At 68.1% G+C, this 19,413-nt stretch carries 19 protein-coding genes and 1 pseudogene; 1 reads left to right on the forward strand and 19 read right to left on the reverse strand.

The window, feature by feature from the left end; all coding sequences use genetic code 11:
* Positions 1 to 90: 90 nt before the first annotated feature.
* The 19 genes and pseudogenes from grpE to AC07RV_RS13310 all read right to left on the reverse strand — a co-directional run bounded on the left by grpE (position 91) and on the right by AC07RV_RS13310 (position 18,432).
* Complete coding sequence (gene grpE / locus AC07RV_RS13220) at positions 91 to 654, reverse strand: nucleotide exchange factor GrpE (protein WP_093343144.1); 564 nt, start codon at positions 652 to 654, stop codon at positions 91 to 93.
* Between the two features lie 237 nt (positions 655 to 891).
* Complete coding sequence (locus AC07RV_RS13225; RefSeq protein ID WP_057594512.1) at positions 892 to 1,242, reverse strand: FKBP-type peptidyl-prolyl cis-trans isomerase; 351 nt, start codon at positions 1,240 to 1,242, stop codon at positions 892 to 894.
* A 280-nt stretch (positions 1,243 to 1,522) separates the two neighbouring features.
* A pseudogene (locus tag AC07RV_RS13230) lies at positions 1,523 to 1,825 on the reverse strand (winged helix-turn-helix transcriptional regulator); the annotation flags it as partial.
* A gap of 195 nt (positions 1,826 to 2,020) precedes the next feature.
* Entirely contained in the window at positions 2,021 to 2,872 is an 852-nt protein-coding gene (gene asd, locus AC07RV_RS13235; protein ID WP_296778307.1) for an archaetidylserine decarboxylase, read from the reverse strand.
* A 140-nt stretch (positions 2,873 to 3,012) separates the two neighbouring features.
* On the reverse strand, positions 3,013 to 4,002 hold the full coding sequence (locus tag AC07RV_RS13240; RefSeq protein WP_296778304.1) for a Bug family tripartite tricarboxylate transporter substrate binding protein: 990 nt from the start codon (positions 4,000 to 4,002) through the stop codon (positions 3,013 to 3,015).
* Between the two features lie 41 nt (positions 4,003 to 4,043).
* Positions 4,044 to 5,129, reverse strand: coding sequence for a lactonase family protein (locus AC07RV_RS13245; RefSeq protein ID WP_296778302.1), 1,086 nt, complete (start codon positions 5,127 to 5,129; stop codon positions 4,044 to 4,046).
* On the reverse strand, positions 5,126 to 6,106 hold the full coding sequence (locus AC07RV_RS13250; RefSeq protein ID WP_296778298.1) for a Bug family tripartite tricarboxylate transporter substrate binding protein: 981 nt from the start codon (positions 6,104 to 6,106) through the stop codon (positions 5,126 to 5,128). Before AC07RV_RS13250 ends, AC07RV_RS13245 begins: the two co-directional genes overlap by 4 nt.
* 68 nt (positions 6,107 to 6,174) lie before the next feature.
* The gene (locus AC07RV_RS13255) at positions 6,175 to 6,936 is read right to left on the reverse strand and encodes an SDR family NAD(P)-dependent oxidoreductase (protein WP_296778296.1); all 762 of its coding nucleotides are present in this window, start codon (positions 6,934 to 6,936) and stop codon (positions 6,175 to 6,177) included.
* A 59-nt stretch (positions 6,937 to 6,995) separates the two neighbouring features.
* The gene (locus tag AC07RV_RS13260; protein WP_296778294.1) at positions 6,996 to 9,014 is read right to left on the reverse strand and encodes a lipocalin/fatty-acid binding family protein; all 2,019 of its coding nucleotides are present in this window, start codon (positions 9,012 to 9,014) and stop codon (positions 6,996 to 6,998) included.
* A gap of 85 nt (positions 9,015 to 9,099) precedes the next feature.
* Positions 9,100 to 10,659, reverse strand: coding sequence for a galactarate dehydratase (gene garD / locus AC07RV_RS13265; protein ID WP_296778290.1), 1,560 nt, complete (start codon positions 10,657 to 10,659; stop codon positions 9,100 to 9,102).
* Positions 10,659 to 11,954, reverse strand: a complete 1,296-nt coding sequence (locus AC07RV_RS13270) for a TRAP transporter large permease (RefSeq protein WP_296778287.1) — start codon at positions 11,952 to 11,954, stop codon at positions 10,659 to 10,661. Before AC07RV_RS13270 ends, garD begins: the two co-directional genes overlap by 1 nt.
* Before the next feature lie 9 nt (positions 11,955 to 11,963).
* Positions 11,964 to 12,452, reverse strand: coding sequence for a TRAP transporter small permease (locus AC07RV_RS13275; RefSeq protein WP_093343131.1), 489 nt, complete (start codon positions 12,450 to 12,452; stop codon positions 11,964 to 11,966).
* Between the two features lie 156 nt (positions 12,453 to 12,608).
* Complete coding sequence (locus AC07RV_RS13280) at positions 12,609 to 13,586, reverse strand: TRAP transporter substrate-binding protein (RefSeq protein ID WP_093343129.1); 978 nt, start codon at positions 13,584 to 13,586, stop codon at positions 12,609 to 12,611.
* Positions 13,587 to 13,650: 64 nt separating this feature from the next.
* Complete coding sequence (locus tag AC07RV_RS13285) at positions 13,651 to 14,541, reverse strand: SMP-30/gluconolactonase/LRE family protein (protein ID WP_296778283.1); 891 nt, start codon at positions 14,539 to 14,541, stop codon at positions 13,651 to 13,653.
* A gap of 14 nt (positions 14,542 to 14,555) precedes the next feature.
* Positions 14,556 to 15,368, reverse strand: a complete 813-nt coding sequence (locus AC07RV_RS13290; protein WP_296778278.1) for an NAD-dependent epimerase/dehydratase family protein — start codon at positions 15,366 to 15,368, stop codon at positions 14,556 to 14,558.
* 13 nt (positions 15,369 to 15,381) lie between these two features.
* Positions 15,382 to 16,176 (reverse strand): transporter substrate-binding domain-containing protein, encoded by a 795-nt coding sequence (locus AC07RV_RS13295; RefSeq protein WP_296778275.1) that lies wholly within the window; start codon positions 16,174 to 16,176, stop codon positions 15,382 to 15,384.
* Positions 16,177 to 16,233: 57 nt separating this feature from the next.
* On the reverse strand, positions 16,234 to 17,013 hold the full coding sequence (locus AC07RV_RS13300; RefSeq protein ID WP_296778714.1) for an amino acid ABC transporter ATP-binding protein: 780 nt from the start codon (positions 17,011 to 17,013) through the stop codon (positions 16,234 to 16,236).
* Between the two features lie 19 nt (positions 17,014 to 17,032).
* Entirely contained in the window at positions 17,033 to 17,656 is a 624-nt protein-coding gene (locus AC07RV_RS13305; protein WP_057594532.1) for an amino acid ABC transporter permease, read from the reverse strand.
* Positions 17,657 to 17,685: 29 nt separating this feature from the next.
* Positions 17,686 to 18,432 carry an amino acid ABC transporter permease gene (locus tag AC07RV_RS13310; protein WP_296778272.1) on the reverse strand — a complete coding sequence of 249 codons (747 nt, stop codon included), beginning with the start codon at positions 18,430 to 18,432 and terminating at the stop codon, positions 17,686 to 17,688.
* Positions 18,433 to 18,546: 114 nt separating this feature from the next.
* Between AC07RV_RS13310 and AC07RV_RS13315 the strand changes: the two genes are divergently transcribed.
* The gene (locus tag AC07RV_RS13315; protein ID WP_093343120.1) at positions 18,547 to 19,377 is read left to right on the forward strand and encodes a FadR/GntR family transcriptional regulator; all 831 of its coding nucleotides are present in this window, start codon (positions 18,547 to 18,549) and stop codon (positions 19,375 to 19,377) included.
* Positions 19,378 to 19,413: the final 36 nt, after the last annotated feature.

Genomic DNA, 19,413 nt, shown 5'->3' on the forward strand with positions numbered 1-19,413 from the left:
TATGAACTTGTGGATAACCCGGGTCTATTCAAGGGAAGAGACGGGGTTTTCCTGTGGAATTCGTGTGGACGGGGAGAAGGGCGCAGCGGCTTACTTCGGGGCGCTGACGGTGACCAGCGCGGGGCGCAGCACGCGCTCGGCGATGGTGTAGCCCTTCTGCAGCACGCCCACCACGGTGTTCGGTTCCTGGTCGGCGGGCACCACCGAGATCGCCTGGTGCTGGTGCGGATCGAACTTGCTGCCGGGAGCCGGCGCGATCTCGATCACCTTGTTGCGCTCGAGCGCGCTCTTGAGCTGGCGCAGCGTGGCTTCGGCGCCTTCGCGGATCTGCTCGGGGGTGGCGTCCTTGATGGCGAGACCGGCCTCGAGGCTGTCGGTCACCGGCAGCAGGCTCTCGGCGAAGGCTTCGACCGCGAACTTGCGGGCCTTGGAAATCTCGTCGTCGGCGCGGCGGCGGGCGTTCTGCACGTCGGCCTGCGCGCGCAGGTACTGGTCGGCCAGTTCGGCGTTCTTGGCCTGCAGGGCGGCGAGCTCGCCCTGGGCCGCGGCCAGCGCGTCCGCCTCGTTGGCGGCTTGCGCGGCCTCCAGCTCTTCAGGGCTGGGCTCGCCGTGCAGGGTTTGCGAATTCGGGGCGGATTGTTGCGGATCGGACATCTTTTGAAGCGGATTGATCGATGGGCTGGAAACAAACGATTGCGGGCCAGTTGGGGCCCGCCGGAGGCTTTTCAAGCGAAAAAATGCGGCCGAAAAGGCCGCATGGGCATGAAAGATGGCCCCCGAGCTCCCTCACTCCGTGAGGTCGCTGCCCCCAAGGGGCGTTTTCCATCTTGGGGCGGCCCGGCGATGAAAAAGGCCCTTCGCAGGGCCTTCGAGCCGAGGGCCCGCGCTCGATCAGTGGGTGTCGAGCAGCTCGACGTCGAACTTCAGGGTGGCGTTCGGCGGGATCACGCCGCCGGCGCCGCGGGCACCGTAGCCCAGCGAGGCCGGGATGATCAGCGTGCGTTGGCCGCCGATCTTCATGCCGGCCACGCCTTCGTCCCAGCCCTTGATGACCTGGCCGGCGCCGAGCGAGAACGCGAACGGGTCGTTGCGGTCGCGGCTCGAGTCGAACTTGGCGCCCTGCACGCCGTCGTTGTAGAGCCAGCCGGTGTAGTGCACGTGCACGTGGTGGCCGGGCTTGGCTTCCGCGCCGTCGCCGACGACGGTGTCTTCGTATTGCAGGCCGGAGGGAGTGGTGGGCATGGTGAACGCTCCTTGCGTCGGTATGTTCGCGAGATGAAAGAAGGGCATCGATCCGGGGATCGAAGGCGCGGAGTTTACCGAGGCCGGCGGACGGCGTTTGCCGGACGGGGCGCCGCCGGGTTCAGTCCGAGATCGGCGGGGGGATCGGCGAGGAGGGCGGGGAGGGCGGCGGCGAGGCGGGCGCAGGCAGCGGTGGCGAGCTCGGCTGCGGCGCGGGCGCTGCCGATGGCGCCGAGGCGGATGCCGCGGGCGGCACCGCGGCGGCCGGTTGCGCCGCCGCCTTCTTGGCCTGGCCGAGCTGCCACTTGCTCGCGAAGGCCTGCAGGTCGGACAGCCGCTTGAGCAGGTCCTGGCCGCTGAGCGTGAGGCTGTAGCCGTCGCCGCCGTGGCTCACCACGCCGGCTTCGCGCAGTTCCTTGATCCGGGTGTTGAGGGTGTTGGGAGTGATGCCGCCGACGCTGTCCTGCAGCAGCCGGAAGGTCTGGGCATGGCCGTCGCGCAGGGCCCAGAGCACACGCAGCGCATAGCGGGCCTCGAGCAGCGCGAGCAACTGGCTGATGGCTGCGTTTTCCTTGGAACTCATCGTCATCATCTCCTCTGCGATCTGTGCTGCGCGGGAGGCCGGCCCGTGGGCAGTGCCTCGGCCTCGCTCTTTTTTGATGGTTGGCGGACCGCTGTCCGGCCTTCGCTCCGGCCGGGGACTATAGCTCAAATGATTACGATGCTACTAGTTTTATAGCTGTGGGCGTACGCTGCATGCGGCTCCAGAGACAAAGCGTCACATCTTTGAAAAATTCGCCATGGCTTCGCCCAGCCGGATGGCGCGCGCAGGCGCCCATTCGGAATTGAAGGCCACCGCGGGTGCGGGGAACAGCATGACGACGGTCGAGCCGAGCAAGAAACGGCCCATCTCCTCGCCCTTGCGCAGCGCGATCTGCCGGTCGTCGTAGCGCCATTCGCGCAGCTCGCCCCCGCGCGGCGGGTTGACCACGCCGTGCCACACGGTCGCCATGCTGCCGACGATGGTGGCGCCGACCAGCACCAGCACGAAGGGGCCATGGGCCGATTCGAAGACGCAGACCACGCGCTCGTTGCGCGCGAACAGGCCCGGCACGCCGCGCGCGGTGGTCGGGTTGACCGAGAACAGCTCGCCCGGCACGTGGATCATGCGCAGCAGCCGCCCGTCGCAGGGCATGTGGATGCGGTGGTAGTCGCGCGGGCTCAGGTACAGCGTGGCGAAGCTGCCGTGCGCGAACTGCGCCGCGAGCGCCGCGTCGCCGCCCACCAGGGCCGTGGTGCTGTAGTTGTGGCCCTTGGCCTGGAAGATCTGGTCGCCCTCGATCGCACCGAACTGGCTGATCGCACCATCGACGGGACAGATCATGTCGGCGTCGGCGAGCGGGCGTACGCCGGGCTTGAGCTCGCGCGTGAAGAACTGGTTGAAGCTCTTGTAGTGCGCGATATCGGGCTCGAGCGCCTCGTTCATGTCGACGCCGTATTTGTCGACGAAGCGCCGGATGATCCAGGTGGTGACCGCTCCCCGCTCCTTGCCCGCGACCCAGCCGGCGAAATTGGTCAGTGCCTGCTTGGGGAACAGGTATTGGGGCAGGACAGCGGAGCGATCAGACACGTGCGGAGCTTCTGGTTCTTGGATGGGAGGGGCATTCTATAAAGCGGGCCCGGCCCGGGGCGTAGGAAACTTCCCTCGGGATTTCGCGGGGGCGAATTGCGCGGAATTTCCCGGCCGCGCGGCCGCTGGGCGTTTTTCCGCTACTCGGCCTTGATCCCCGCCGCCTTGATCACCTGCGCCCATTTCTCGACCTCGGCCTTCTGGAAGGCCGCGATCTGCGCCGTGCCCAGGTCGGTGGGCTCCATGCCGAAGCCCTTGAGCTTGTCCTGCATCTCCGGGGTCGCGAGGATGGTGCGGATCTCCGTGTGCAGCCGCTGCACCACCGGCGCGGGCGTGCCCGCGGGCACGAAGATCGCCTGCCACGACACCACCTCGAAGTCCTGCAGCCCCGCGATGCCCGACTCGGCCACCGTCGGTACGTCGGGCATCGAGGCCAGCCGCTTCGCCGAGGTGACGGCGATCGCGCGCAGCTTGCCGCTCTGGATGTGCGGGCCGGCCACCACCGTGGTGTCGAACATCATGTCGACCTGGCCGCCGATCACGTCCTGGATCGCCGGGCCGCTGCCCTTGTAGGGGATGTGCGTGAACTTCACGCCCGACTTGTAGGCCAGCAGCTCCAGCGCCAGGTGCTGCGAGGTGCCGGTGCCGGCCGAGGCCGAGGAGAGCCCGCCGGCCTTGGCCTTGCTCGCTTCGAGCACGTCCTTGAGCGTCTTGTGCGGGCTCGCCTGGTTCACCACCAGCACCACCGGGTTGGTGCCGATCAGCGTGACCGGCGCGAAGGACTTCTGCGGGTCGTAGCCCAGCTTCGGATAGAGGCTCACGTTGATCGCGTGCGAGCTGATGGTGCCGCCCACCAGCGTGTAGCCGTCGGGCGCGGCGCGCGCGCCGATCTCCGAGCCCACGCTGCCGCCGGCGCCGCCCTTGTTGTCGATGATGACGCTGGTGTTGAGCACCGGGCCGAGCTTCTGGCCGATCAACCGGCCCAGCACGTCGGTGGTGCCGCCGGCCGGGAAGGGCACGAGGTAGGTGATGGCCTTGCCCGTCGGCCAGTTGCCCTGGGCGAAGGCGTGGGGCAGGGCGGCGAGCAGCGGCGTGGCGAAGGCGCTGCGAATGAGGGTGCGGCGTTGCATGGCGATGTCTCCTTATGGTTGTGGCGAAGTCGTGGCGAAGGTCAGGGCAGATCGACGATCTCGATCCAGTTCGGGTTCTTGCCCACCGCGAGCCGTTGCGCGGTGCCGAGCGCGCCGGTCGCGGGATCGATGGTGTGCAAGGTCAGGCCGTGCGATTCCTGTCCGGCCGCGATCAGGTAGCGTCCGCTCGAGTCGATCGCGAAGCCGCGCGGCGTCTTCTCGGTCGGCGTCTGGCCCAGCGGCTGCAGCCGGCCGCTCGCCGCGTCGACCCGGAACGCCGACAGCGTGCTCGAGGTGCGCTCCGAGGCGTAGAGGTGGCGGCCGTCGGGCGTGAGGTGCAGGTCGGCGGCCCAGGGCTTGCCGGCGAAACCCGCGGGCAGCGTGGTCGTGCTCTGCTCGAGCTTCAGCGTGCCGCGCTCGGCATCCCAGGCATACACGTGCAGCGCCGCGTCGAGCTCGTCGAGCAGGTACAGGTGGCGCTGCGCCCGGTCCCAGACGAAGTGGCGCGGCCCGGCCTGCGCCGCGGTGCGCGTGAGCGGCGGATCGTTCGGCGAGAGCAGGCCCTTCTCCGCATCGAAGCGCCAGGCCGAGAGGTTGTCGCCGCCCAGGCTGGTCGCGAGTACGAAGCGGTTGTTGGCGTCCGCATGGATCGCGTGCGCGTTCGGCGCGGTCTGCACCAGCTGCTGGATCGCGCCCACCGTGCCGTCCTTGCCGATCGCGTTGACCGAGATCTTGCCGCCCTGGTAGGAGGCCGCGAACAGCCAGCGGCCGCTGGCGTCGAGGTCGATGTTGGCCATGCTGTCGGCCAGCGGTGCCTCGCCGAGCTTCTGCAGCCGGCCGGTGGCGGCGTCGATCGCCAGCGTGGCCACGCGGAACGGCTGCGAGCGCAGCGCCGCGTAGAGCAGGCGCTTGTCGTGGCTCACCGCCATCGGCATCACCGTGCCGCCGACGGCGAGCGTCTGCACCGGCGCCAGCGTGCCCTTGTCGCGGTCGAGCGCGAGCACCGAGATCTCCTGGCTGTCGGCGTTCGCCACGTAGACCCAGGTCGCGGCCTGGGCCTGCCACGCGGCCGCCGACAGCAGCGCGGCCGCGGCGATGAACCGCGCGCAATGCGTCGCGAAGCTCATGGCTTGATGTTGAGCTTGGTGATCAGCGCCTTGAAGTAGGCGTTGTCCTTGGCCAGCGTCTCCTTGAAGGCCGCGCCGTCGGTGTAGACGTAGCCGAGGTTCTGCTTGTCCATCACCTCGTGCATCAGCGGCTCGGCCGCGGTCTTGGCCGTGATCTCGCGCAGCCGCGCCATCACCTCGGGCGGCGTGTTCTTCGGCGCGCCCAGACCGCGCCAGGTGCCGATCGTGAGGTCGATGCCGCGCTCCTTCGCGGTCGGCACCTTCTCGAAGCCCTTCACGCGCTGGTCGGCCATCACCATCAGCACCTTGAGCTTGCCGCCCTGCACGTGGGTCGTCACCTCGGCCGGGCTCACGGCCACGGCGTCGATGTGGCCGCCGAGCAGCGCGAGCACCGCGGGCGCCGCGCCCTGGAACGGGATGTGGCCGAACTTGGTACCGGTCTTGTCCTCGAGCGCGGCCGCGGCCAGGTGCCAGATCGAGCCGTTGCCCGAGTTGCCGACGTTCACCTTGCCCGGGTCCTTCTTCGCGGCGGCCAGGAAGTCCTCGATCGTGTTCCAGGGCGAGTCGGCCTTCACCGTGATCGCGGCCGGGTCGGCATTGAGCTGCGCGATCGGCTGGAAGTCGTCGTAGTTGAACTTCGCCAGGCCCAGGTGCGGCAGCGTGAGCAGCTCGACCGTGAGCACCGCGAGCTTGTAGCCGTCGGGCTTGGAATTGATCACCTCGGTCCAGCCGATGGCGCCGCCCGCGCCGGGGCGGTTGACGATCACGATGGGCTGCGAGATGTGCTTGCGGCTCGCGTCCGCGAAGGCGCGCGCCAGGCCGTCGGTGCCGCCGCCGGGCTGGTAGGGCACCAGCAGCTCGATGGTGCGGTTCGGGTAGTCGCTGGCCTGCGCCGAGGCCGTGGCGGCCAGGCCCAGCGAGAGCGCGGCCGTCGCCGAGAAGGCGGCGAGGCCGCGGAGGAAGTCGTTTCTGTTCATGCTGTCTCCAGTGGTTGTTGTCGATCGAAATCCATGGGCGCCCGCGAGGGCGCCGTCGCTCAAAAAACTCAGGGCATGTACTGCCCGCCATTCACCTCGATGACCTGCCCCGTGACATAGCCCGAGAGCTGTTCCGAAGCGAGGAAGAGAAAGGCGCCCACGCACTCCTCGGGCTCTCCGAGGCGGCCCATCGGGATGCCGGCCTTGAAGTTCTCGAGCATCGCGGGCGTGGAGAAGCGGTCCTGGAACGGCGTCTGGATCACGCCCGGCGCCACCGCGTTGACGCGGATGCGGTCGCCCACCAGTTCCTTGGCCAGCCCGTGGGTGGCCGTGCTCACGAAACCCTTGGCGCCCGCGTAGAGGTAGGCGGCGGGGCCGCCGCCGGTGCGTGCCGCGACCGAGGTCACGTTGATGATGTTGCCGCTGCCCTGTTGGCGCATCAGCGGCACCGTCTCGCGGCAGAAGGCGAGCACCGAGCGCGCGTTGACATGCAGCACCTCGTCGAACAGCGCATCGTCGAACTCGGCGATCGGCACCCGCTTGACCAGGCTGCCGGCGTTGTTCACCAGCACGTCGATGCGGCCGAACTCGCCGGCGGTGCGCTGCACGCAGTCGCGGATCGCGGCCGTGTCGCGCACGTCGGCCTGCACCGCGAAGGCGCTGCCGCCGGCGGCGCGGATGGTCTCGACCACCTGGTTCGCGGCGTCGGCCGAGCTGTTGTAGTGCACCGCCACGCGCATGCCGCGCGCGGCGAAGGCGATGGCCACCGCGGCACCGATGCCGGTGCTGGCGCCGGTCACGAGGGCGGTCTTGTTCCTGAGGTCTTCCATGGGGCTTGTCGTCGTTGGAGAGAAAAAGCCCGGCCGTCTCGCGGCGGCCGGGCGGTGGGTCACTTGGGGGCGATGCCCGCCACGCTCGGCGAGCGGTACTCGAGCACCCACTTGATCGTGAGCGGCGCGGCCAGGCTGAAGGCCGGCGTGCTGCAGCGGATGCTGGTCTTCAGCGCGCCGGTCGGCGTGTTGTAGTCGACGTTCTCGCGCACATCGACCGCCGCGCAGTCCTGCAGGCCCTCGACCTCGAAGCCCTGCACGTCGCCGTTCGCGAACGCGAAGCGATTGCCGCCGAGCGCGCTGGCACCGTCGGAGTAGCTGCCGAACTCGAGCTCGAGCTTCGCGATGTCGAGCGCGGCCGCGGGCGTGTAGGTGTCGACGCGCGTGATCCGGCCGGGCTCGAAGGTGTAGCGCGTGCGCGAGGTGATGCGCGTGTCCTTGATCGGGTCGTTGCCCGAGGTGGCGCGGTCCATCGCATCCTGGTCGTAGCTCACGGTGAGCGCCTGGCCGGCCTTGGCGATCTTCAGGTTCTTCTGGTAGGCCGCGGGGATCAGCGGCTGCGAACCGGTCGCCACGGTGAAGCGCGGCTGCAGCTGCGGCCACTGCGTGTCGGCCACGCCCGAGAGCATGTTGTAGGAGTGCGGGATCGCGAAGTAGGGGTTGGTGTGGTGGTAGGTCTTCGCACCGTTCACCACCGGCAGGCTGATCACGCGCAGGCCGTCGCGGTAGGTCACCAGGCCGCGGTCGTAGGTCGAGGCACCGCCGTCGAAGCCCGCGAACTTCGTGAGCGTGGCGCGCGGCTGCTTGTCGAGGTAGGCCAGGAAGGTCTGCGTGGACACCGGCGCCTTCTGCGCGTAGCCGGCCGACTTCCAGAGGTTGTTGGTGTAGATCAGCTGGTGCGACAGGCTCAGGTTCTCGCCGAGCACGCGGTCGATGCCGCGGTAGCTGTCGACGCGCCGGCCCTTCTGCCACATGTTGAGCGAGCCGAGCTCGGCGTCGTACCAGAACTCCACGTACTTGGCCGTGACGCGGGTGGCGAAGGCATAGGCGATCTGCTTCTCCTCCTCGTTCAGCACGTTCATGTGCTCGGCCGCCGACAGCACCTCGGCGAAGGCCGTGTCGGCATAGCCCGCGAGGCTGCGGCCGTAGTCCACGCCGTTGCCGGCCGGGTTCAGCCGCACCTTGATCACGTCCACCGACTGGCGCAGCCAGCCCTTGAGCGAGGCCTCGTCCTCGGCCGACACCGTCATGCCGGTCTCGATCAGCCGCTGCATGATCTCGCCGATCAGCAGCACGCTGTAGCGGTCGAAGCGGCCGCTGCCGTCGGTCTCGTCGGAGAAGCCGAAGGCCGAGAAGGTCTTGTAGTGGTTGATCATCTTCTGCAGCAGCGCCTCGCTGGCCTCGGGGCCTTCCCAGCCCATGAGGTGGCGCAGGCGCGCGATGCTGAAGGCCACGCCGTAGTAGTTGGTCGGCAACCCGATCAGCGAATAGTCGGCCGGGTTGACGAAGGCGGTCCAGTTGAGCTTGGTCTTGAGCTTGTCGAGCGTGGCCGGCGAGATCGCGGCGCCGCTGCCCTCGAGCAGGCCGGCCTTCTTGAGCTTCCACAGCGCCGACATGTAGTAGTAGATGCCCCAGCTGTCGTTGGTCACGTCGATGGTCGCGTCGGCGATCTCGCGGTAGCCATCGATGTACTCGCGGTACTTGGGGTCGGAGCTGGGCGTGTTCAGCAGGATGTAGGAAAAGCCGATCGCCACCTTGCCGGGCAGGAACTTGTCCTTGCTGCCGGGCGCGAACACCTTCTGCCCCAGCAGCACGGTGTCGAGCTTCTGCGTGCGCACCTGCGCGAACAGGCGCTCGATGGTGGGCAGCAGGTGGCTGCTCACGATCTCGTCCATCGGCGTGTTCGACAGCTTCGGCTGGGCTGCCTGCACCTCGGGCGGCACGGGTGTCTCGGGCGGCGGGTTGTTCGCCGCGGGCGGCAGCGGCACGAAGCTCGCGCCACCACCACCGCCGCCGCCACACGCGGCCAGCAGGGCGGCGCCTGCGATCATGCTCGCCACCAAACGGGTTCTTTGCATCCTCGGTCTCCTCTCTCGGTTGAAAGAAGGACGCCCGGCCCCCTTTGCCGGGTCGTCCGGAATACCCGCGCCTGCCTCTTTTTTTTCAGGTCACGGGAGCCGGGTTGAAGAGCACCAGCGCGTTGTGCAGCTGCCAGTGCTCGGCCCAGGTTTTCTTCCGGCCGCTGGCGACGTCGAGCATCAGGCGGAACAGCTCCCAGCCCACCTCCTCGATCGTGGCGTCGCCATCGGCGATGCGGCCCGCGTTCACGTCCATCAGGTCGTGCCAGCGGCGCGCGAGGTCGCTGCGCGTGGCGACCTTGATGACCGGTACCTCGGCCAGCCCGTAGGGCGTGCCGCGGCCCGTGGTGAACACGTGCAGGTTGATGCCGGCCGCGAGCTGCAAGGTGCCGCAGATGAAGTCGCTGGCCGGCGTGGCGGTGTAGATCAGGCCCTTGTGCGTGGCCTTCTCGCCGGGCGCGAGCACGCCCGAGATCGGCGCCGAGCCCGACTTCACGATCGAGCCCATCGCCTTCTCGACGATGTTCGACAGGCCGCCCTTCTTGTTGCCGGGCGTGGTGTTGGCGCTGCGGTCGACGCGGCCCTTGCGCAGGTAGTCGTCGTACCAGGCCATCTCGCGGATCATGGCCTCGGCCACCGCGGGCGTGCTGGCGCGCGCGGTGAGCTGGTCGATGCCGTCGCGCACCTCGGTGGTCTCCGAGAACATCACGGTGGCGCCCGCGCGCACCAGCAGGTCGGTGCAGAAGCCCACGGCCGGGTTGGCGGTGACGCCCGAGAAGGCGTCGCTGCCGCCGCACTGCACGCCCACCACGAGCTCGCTCGCGGGCACGGTCTCGCGCCGGCGCGCGTTCAGCCGCGCGAGGTGCTGCTCGGCCTGCCGCATGACCGAGTCGATCATCGACATGAAGCCCACGTGCTCGTCGTCCTGCAGGCAGACCACGTCGAGATCGGCATCGCGGCCATCGGCGATCGGGATGCTGCCGGGCGGCAGCAGGCGCTCGGGCTGCAGCTTCTCGCAGCCCAGGCTCACCACCATCACCTCGCCGCCGAAGTTCGGATTGAGGCTGATGTTGCGCAGGGTGCGGATCGGCACGATCGCGTCGGGCGCGTCGATCGCCACACCGCAACCGTAGCCGTGCTCGAGCGCGACCACGTCGTCGACGTTCGGGTATTTGGGCAGCAGCTCGCGCTTGATGCGCTGCAGCGCGAACTCGGTGACGCCGGCCACGCACTGCACCGTCTGCGTGATCGCGAGGATGTTGCGCGTGCCCACCGAGCCGTCGGCATTGCGGTAGCCCTCGAAGCTGAAGCCCTCGAGCGGCGCCATCGGCGGCGGCTTGACGGTAGCGATCGGCAGGCCGTCGAGCTCGGGCGCGGTCGGCATGCGCATCACGCGCTCGTGCACCCAGCTGCCGCGCGGCAGCGCCTTCTGCGCATAGCCGATCACCACGTCGTAGCGCCGGATCGCCTCGCCCTCGGCGAGATCGGCCAGCGCCACCTTGTGGCCCTGCGGCACGTTGTCCACCAGCGCGAGGCCGTCGGCGAACACCGCGCCGGCCTTCAGGCCGCCGTCGTTGGCGACGATGGCGACGTTGTCCGCCGGATGGATGCGGATGTACAGCGGCGGGCGCACGGGCTCGGTCATCAGCGCACGACCATGAACATGCTCGGCAGCCAGGTCGAGAAGGCCGGCACGAAGGTCACGACACCGAGCGCGAAGATCAGCGCGCCGTAGAACGGCCAGATGGTGCGCATCACCTGGCCCACCGACACGCCGCCGATCGCGCAGCCCACGAACTGGGTGGTGCCCACGGGCGGGGTGTTGAGGCCGAGCGCGCAGTTGATCAGCATCACCACGCCGAACTGCACCGAGCTCATGCCGTAGTGCTGCGCGATCGGCAGGAAGATCGGCGTGCACAGCAGGATGGTGGCCGCCATGTCGAGGAAGGTGCCGAGCACGAACAGGATGATGTTGATCAGCAGGAAGATCATCCACGGCGCGGTCGTGACCTGCGACAGCATCTGGCCCGTGAGCTCGGCCACGCCGTAGAGGCTGATCAGGTAGCCGAAGGTGCTCGAGATGCCGATCAGCAGCAGGATCACGCCGGTGGTGCGCACCGCCTTCGAGGCCGCCTTGATGAAGTGCTCCCACTTCAGCGTGCGGTAGACGAAGATCGTGAGCGCCAGCGCATAGAGCACCGCCACGGCGGCCGACTCGGTCGCGGTGAACACGCCCGAGAGAATGCCGCCCAGGATCAGCACCACGATGAACAGGCCCGGCAGCGCCGCGGCGAGCGAGCGCCAGACGATGTCCCAGCCCGGGAAGGTGCCCGCGGGATAGCCGCGCTTCACCGCCACCAGGTAGGCGGCCGCGAGGTTGCTGATGGTGAGCACCGCGGCCGGCAGCAGCGCCGCGAGGATCAGCGCCGCGATCGACACCTTGCCGCCCGCGGCCAGCGAATAGATGATCAGGTTGTGGCTGGTCGGCATCAGCGCGCCGACCAGGGCCGCGTGGGTCGTCACGTTGACCGCGTAGTCGGCGTGGTAGCCCTCCTTCTTCATCATCGGGATCATCACGGCGCCCATGGCCGAGACGTCGGCCACCGGCGAGCCCGAGACGCCGCCGAACAGCGTGCAGGCCACTACGTTCGACATGCCGAGGCCGCCGCGCACGTGGCCCACCAGGGCGCGCGCGAAGTTGACGATGCGGTCGGCGATGCCGCCGTACAGCATGAGCTCGCCCGCGAAGATGAAGAACGGGATCGCGAGGAACGAGAAGATGCCCATGCCCGAGGTCATCTGCTGGAAGCCGACCGCCAGCGGCAGGCCTTCGTAGAGCAGGGTGGCGAGCGCGGACAGGCCGATGGAGAACGCCACCGGCACGCCGAGCAGCAGGAACAGCGTGAACGAGAGGCAGAGGATGAGGAGCGGGATCGTCATGATGGCGGCTTATCCCCAGGCGGGTTCGACTTCGCGGCCCTGTGCGAGCGCGATGAGGTGTTCGATGGAAAACAGGACGATCAGCACGCCCGAGACGGTGGCGGGAACGTACTTCCAGCCTTCGGAGATCCACAGCGTGGGCAGCCGGTAGTCCCAGACCGAGGCGGCCAGCTCGGCGCAGTTCCAGGCCATGGCGGCGCCGAAGATCAGGATCAGCGCGTGGATCAGGTATTCCATCTTCAGCCGCAGCCAGTCGGGCGCGAGCACGAGGAAGGATTCGAGGCCGATGTGGCCGGCGTCGCGCACGCCCACGGCCACGCCGAGCATGGTGACGTAGAGCACCAGCAGCAGCGCCAGGCTCTCGGCCCAGGTCGGCGTGTTGTTGAGCACGTAGCGGCCGAACACCTGCCAGCTCACCGCGCAGATCACCGCGACGAGTCCGAGGATGCCCAGCCACATGCAGGCACGCGCGAGCGTGCGGCAGAGTTTGGTGTACATACGATGTGAAGCCTTCTGTCGTCCTCCCTCCCCCCGTGGGGGAGGGTTGGGGTGGGGGCGCCGGGCGCCGGCAAGCGCGCGGCGATGGATGCGCCGATGCCCCCATCCCTGCCTTCCCCCAGCGGGGGAAGGAGCCAATTCAGCAAACCGGTCCGGTTACTTCGTGTCCTGCACGCGCTTCACGAGGTCCTTGAGCTTCGCGTCGGTGATGAACTTGTCGTACACCGGCTTCATCGCGGCCTGGAACGGCGCCTTGTCGACCTCGATGATCTCGGCGCCGCCGGCCTTCACGGTGGCCAGCGACTTCACCTCGCGCTCTTCCCACTGCTTGCGCATGTAGGGTACCGACTCCTTGGCGGCCTGGCGGATCCAGCCCTGCTCCTCGGTGGAGAGCTTGTCCCACACGCGCTTGGAGAACAGCAGCATCTCGGGCGCCATCGAGTGCTCGGTCTTGCTGTAGTACTTGGCCACCTCGAAGGCGCGCGCGCTCTCGTAGGTGGGGTAGTTGTTCTCGGCGGCGTCGATCAGGCCGGTCTTCAGGCCGGTGTAGACCTCGCCCATGGGCATCGGCGTGGCGTTGGCGCCCATCGCTTCGAGCATCGAGACCCACAGGTCCGACTGCTGCACGCGCACCTTCAGGCCCTTCATGTCGGCGAAGCTGCGCACCGGCTTCTTGGCCGTGAACATCGAGCGCGCGCCGCTGTCGTAGTAGGCCAGGCCGACGAAGCCCTGCTTCTCGCAGGACTTGAGGATCTCCTCGCCGATCGGGCCGTCGAGCACCTTGTGCAGGTGGTCGACCGAGCGGAACAGGAAGGGCATGGTGGGCACCTGCGTCTCGGCGCAGATGTTGTTCATCGGCGCGATGTTCACGCGCACCATCTGCAGCGCGCCGATCTTGGTCTGCTCGATGGTGTCCTTCTCGCTGCCGAGCGCGCTGTTGTTGAAGACCTTGATGCTGTGCTTGCCGCCCGACAGCGCCTTGAGGCGCTCGCTCATGAACTTGACGGCGGTGACGGTGGGGTAGTCGTCGGGATGGATGTCGGCCGAGCGGAACTCGGTGGCGCTGGCGGCCAGGGTGGTCAGCATGGCCGCGGCGCCGACTGCAAGTGCGATGAGTGTCTTCTGGAGTTTCATGTCTGTCTCGTCCTCTGATCGTTGGTTGTCGTGAAAATGAAAGCGCAAAGACTCAGGTACCCAATCAAGTGCCGTACATCGGCTCGGGAAATCCCGTGACGCCCGGCCGCAGCGCGAACACCCCGCCGGCCAGCGGCTGGTCCGACAGGTCGCTGTTGCCCGGCCGGATCGAGGTGACGAACAGGGTGTCGAGGCCCGCGCCGCCGAAGGCGCACATCGCGGGCTTCTTCACCGGCACCGCGAGCGAGCGGTCGAGCCGGCCCCCGGGCGTGAATCGGTGGACCAGGCCGGCATCGTTGCCGCAGATCCAGTAGCAGCCCTCGGCATCGATCGCGGCGCCGTCGGGGCGGCCGGGCAGGGGCTTCATGTCGACGAACAGGCGGCGGTTCGACGGTGTGCCGCTGGCGGTGTCGTAGTCGAAGGCCCAGACGGCCTGCACGCTTGGGTGCGAATCGGAGAGATACATCGTGCGGCCGTCGGGGCTCCAGGCCAGGCCGTTGGGCACGATCAGGTCGTCGAGGCGCGAGGCGGCACTCGCATCGCCCTGGCCATGGCTGTAGAGGCGGCCGACGCGCGCGCCGGCGGCCATGTCCAGCAGCATGGTGCCGGCCCAGAAACGGCCCTGGCGGTCGCAGCGGCCGTCGTTGAAGCGCATCGCGGGAGCCGCGTGCTCGACCGGTGCGACCGACGTGGCGGCCAGCGTGCCGTCGGCGCGTGGCTCGAGCGAGAACAGGCCGCTCTCCAGGCCCGCGATCCAGGTGCCGGGCCGGTCGGCGCGCGGCGCGATGCAGGCGATCATCTCGGGCGCGGTCCAGCTGGCATGGCCCTCGGTGGCATGCCAGCGGTGCAGCGCGCGCGCCGGGATGTCGACCCAGTAGAGCGCCTGTTCGGCCGCCTGCCAGACCGGACTTTCGCCGGTGCCGTTGCGCGCGTCGAGAACGAGTTCGGCCTGCATGCTGGGCGTGCCGCTCAATCGCCGAACGGGCCCTGCGCCGTGAAGGCGCCGCCCTGGTAGATCGCGTTGGGATCGGTGGGGGCCACCGGCGGCTGCTGCTCGACCTTGTCGCGGAACACCTCGGAGCCGTCCTGCGGCACGAAGCCCAGGTGCGCGGCCGCCGAGTTGTCCCACCACACGTCGCGGTTGGCCGACATGCCGTAGACCACCGTGTGCTTCACGCCGGGCGTGAACAGCGACTTCTCGATCAGCGTGGTGAGGTCGCGGTAGCTGAGCCAGGTGCTCATCATGCGGCGGTTCAGTGGCTCGGGGAACGAGGAGCCGATGCGGATGCTCACGGTCTCGATGCCCCAGCGGTCGAAGTAGAACTGCGCCATGTCCTCGCCGAAGGACTTCGACAGGCCGTAGTAGCCGTCGGGCCGGCGCGCGGCATGGGCGTCGATGTGCTCGTCCTGCCGGTAGAAGCCGATCACGTGGTTCGAGCTCGCGAACACCACGCGCTTCACGCCGTGGCGGCGCGCGGCCTCGTAGACGTTGAAGATGCCCTTGATGTTGGCCTCGAGGATCTCCTCGAACGGCCGCTCGACCGACACGCCACCCAGGTGGACGATGGCATCGCAGCCCTCGACGAGCGCATGCACCGCGGCCTTGTCCGCGAGGTCGCAGGGCACCACTTCCTCGCTCGCGTCGGCGGCCGGCGCGAGCGCCGCGATGTCGGACACGCGCAGCACGCCCGCATAGGGCTTGAGCCGTTCGCGCAGCACCTTGCCGAGGCCGCCAGCGGCGCCGGTCAAAAGCAGCCGGTCGAGTTTCTTGTTCGATTCCATCCGTCGCTCGTCCTTACAGCTTGGTGATGCGTTCCGGCAGGTCGCGGCCGTGGTACTTCTTGTAGATCGCGTTGAGCTTGCCGTTCTTCTGGTTCGTCACGACCCAGTTGTTGATCCACTCCTTCAGCTTGGGCTGCTCCTTGTTGAGCGCGATGCCCAGGTCGAAGTCCTTCTGCGAGAACTTCAGCTCGAGGTTCTTGGCCGGGGCCTGCTTGATCATCTCGCTGAGGTTCGAGGGCGTGCTCGAGAACAGGTCGATCTGGCCCGTGACCATCGAGGTGATCAGCGTGGCGTCGTCCTCGTAGCGCACGATCTCGGCGCCCTTGGCCTGTTGCGTGGTCAGCGTGTCGTTGACGGTGGCGCGGGTCAGGCCGATGCGCTTGCCGTTGAGGTCGGCGTAGTCCGTGACCTTGATGCTCTTGGGGCCGCCCACGATGATGCTGATGACCGCGTAGGGCGTCGAGAAGTCGACCACCTTCTCGCGCTCGGGCGTGATCGACAGGTCGGCCACCACGATGTCGGCGCGCTGCGCCTGCAAGGTGGGCACGCGCGCGGCGTTGGTGACCGAGACGATCTCGAGTTTCACGCCCAGGTCCTTGGCCAGTTGCGTGGCGGTGTCGACGTCGGAGCCGGTGGGCTGCAGGTTGGCGTCGGCGAAGCTGAACAGCGGCGTGCCCATGGCGATCGCGACGCGGATCTTGCCGGCCTTCTTGATGTCGTCGAGCTGGTCGGCCATGGCGGCCTGTGCCACGCCGGCCACGAGGGCCAGCGCGATGCAGCTGCGGGTGAAGGCTTTGCCGAGTTTCATGAATATCTCCTGGTGTGGTTTGGTATGGGAGTAAAGAGAAGAACCCGGGCTGCCTGTTTACAGCCCGTTGTTCAGGAAGGCATGCAGCTCCGGCGTGCGGGGCGCGTCGAGCATTTCGCCGGGGCCGGTTTCCCACACGGTGCCCTGGTGCATGTAGATGATCCGGTCGGCCACGCGCTTGGCGAAGGCCATCTCGTGCGTCACCAGCAGCATGGTCATGCCGCCGGCCGCGAGGTCCTCCATCACGCGCAGCACCTCGCCGGTGAGCTGGGGGTCGAGCGCCGAGGTCACCTCGTCGAACAGCATGACCTTGGGCGACATCGCGAGCGAGCGCGCGATGGCCACGCGCTGCTGCTGGCCGCCCGAGAGCTGCTCGGGATAGGCGTCGGCCTTCTGCTTGAGGCCCACCTGGTCGAGCACGCGGATCGCCACCTCGGCGGCCTCGCCGCGCGAGAGCTTCTTCACGTGGCGCAGCGCCAGCATGATGTTCTCCTGCACCGTGAGGTGGGGGAACAGGTTGTAGCTCTGAAACACGATGCCGACCTCGAGCCGCAGGCGCTTGAGGTCGACCGCGGGATCGTCGACGCGGATGCCGCAGACCTCGATGCTGCCGCGGTCGATCACCTCGAGCCGATCGATGCAGCGCAGCGCCGTGCTCTTGCCCGAGCCGCTGGCGCCGATGATGGCGATCATCTCGCCTTTGGCGACCTCGAACGAGACGCCCTTGAGCACCTGGTTCGCGCCGAAGCTCTTGTAGACCTGGTCCAGGCGCACGATGGGCGAGGAGCCCGGGACCTGCGCGGCACCGCCGCCGGCCGTGCCGACGCTGGCCTCCATGAAGGGGGTGCGCAGGGATTCAACGATTGGCGACATTGAGCTTCTTCTCCATCGCTTCGCTCCAGCGCGACAGCGGATAACACAGGGCGAAATAGAAAGCGCCGACCAGGAGGAAGACCAGGAAGGGCTGGAAGATGGTGTTGTTGATGATCTGGCCGGCGCGCGTGAGCTCGACGAAGCCGATCACCGAGGCCAGCGAGGTCATCTTGATGATCTGCACCAGGAAGCCGACCGTGGGCGGCAGCGACAGGCGCACCGCCTGCGGGATGATCACCAGGCGCAAGGTCTGCCAGCGCGTGAAGGCCAGGCATTCGGAGGCCTCCCACTGCGGCTTGGGCATGGCCTCGACGCAGCCGCGCCAGATGTCGCCGAGGTAGGCGCTGACGTAGATCATCATCGCGATGCCGGCCGCGATCAGCGAGGGCAGCGCGAGGCCGTAGACCGAGAGGCCGAAGTAGACGATGAACAGCAGGATCAGCAGCGGGATGCCCTGGATGCACTCGATGTAGACCAGCGCGAGCCAGCGCAGCCAGGGCCGCGGCGAGATGCGCGCGAGCATCAGGCCGAAGCCGCCGATGGCGCCGAGCGCGAAGGCGATGGCCGAGAGCACCAGGGTCCAGCCGATGGACTGCACCAGGTACATCAGGTGCGTGAAGGTGAAGTGGCCGATGCTCACGCCGCACCCCCATGGATCGCAACGGCGGCTGCTGCGCCCGGCTGCGCCTTGCCGGCCTGCGCGGCCGCGCGGCGCACGACGCGGCGGCGGCGGAACATGTATTCGCCGAGCGCCCAGGTCACGAGCTTGATGAACAGCGACAGCACCAGGTAGAGGGCAGCGACCACGATGTAGGTCTCGAGTGAGCGGAAGGTGTCGGACTGCACGGTGTTGGCGATCGCCGTGAGCTCCTCGGCCGAGATCTGCGAGGCCATCGCCGAGGCCTGCATCATCAGCAGGAACTGGCTCGTGAGGGCGGGGTAGACCTTCTCGATCGAGGGCTGCAGCATCACGTGCCAGCCGATGCGCCATTTCGACAGTCCCAGGCATTCGGCCGCCTCGATCTGCCCGCGCGGCACCGACTCGAGGCCGGCGCGGATGATCTCGGCCGCGTAGGCCGCGATGTTGATCACCATCGCCAGCACCGCGGCCGCGAAGGTCGGCATGCGCAGGCCGAAGCTCGCGAGGCCGAAGTACAGCAGGAAGATCTGGACCAGGAACGGCGTGTTGCGCACCACCTCGATATAGATCGAGCAGGCGCGCGACAGGGGCCGGATGCGGCTGCGCTTGGCGAAAGCCACCAGCGTGCCCACGCAGACGCCGATCAGCACGGCCAGCGCGGTCATCTTCAGGGTCAGCCATGCCCCGTTGACGAACACGGGCCAGTACGATGCCAGCGGAGAGAAATCGAGCGAATACTTCATGTGAATGCCGCTTCGACGAGAACACCCGCAGAGGTGCGAAGGCGGCGATCTGGCAGGTTTTGAGTGATAGGTTATCTGTTGTCGTACAACTGATGGGGGATTATGATCGTGGGTATGGACCAGACGACTGCGGGTAATCCCTTGGTTTCCGATGCGCCGGAAGCCGGTGTTTCCGCCTCGAAGGGCGGCAGCGCCTTCGTGGGGCGGCCGCGCCAGCGCGCGCGCGGACTGGCGCACGGGCTGGTGGAAGACCTGGGCGAGAAGATCCGCAGCCAGGTGCTGCGGCCGGGCGACAAGCTGCCGACCGAATCGGCCATCATGCAGGCCTATGGCGTGAGCCGCACCGTGGTGCGCGAGGCGCTGTCGAAGCTGCAGGCCGGCGGGCTGGTGGAGACCCTGCACGGCGTCGGCACCTTCGTGCTGCAGCCGCGCCCGGGCGGGGTGTTCCGGCTCGAGCCGGGCGAGATCGCGACCTCGGTCGACGTGCTGGCCGTGCTCGAGCTGCGCATCAGCCTCGAGACCGAATCGGCCGGGCTGGCCGCGAGCCGCCGCACCGAGGAGCAGCTGGTCGCGATGCGCCAGGCGCTCGACGATTTCGAGCACAACGTGACGGTCTCGGGCGACACCGTGGCGCCCGACTTCCGCTTCCACCTGCAGATCGCCCAGTCGACCGGCAACCCCTATTTCGCCGACATCATGCGGCACCTGGGCACGACCATCATCCCGCGCACCCGCATCAGCGCGATCCGCCACCAGGAGGGCGGGGCGTACCTCAGCCGCGTCAACCGCGAGCATGAAGAAATCTATGCGGCGATCGCGCGGCGCGACCCCGAGTCGGCCCGCGCCGCGATGCGCATCCACCTGACCAACAGCCGCGAACGGCTGCGCATGGCGCAGGAAGCGGCGCAGAAGAAGGCCGAAGCGGCCAAGTCCTCCGATAACTAGTCCATGAACCCCTTTCGGGGTTCGTGATGCTGGACA

The sequence above is a fragment of the Variovorax sp. GW821-FHT09B01 genome, assembly GCF_059418345.1.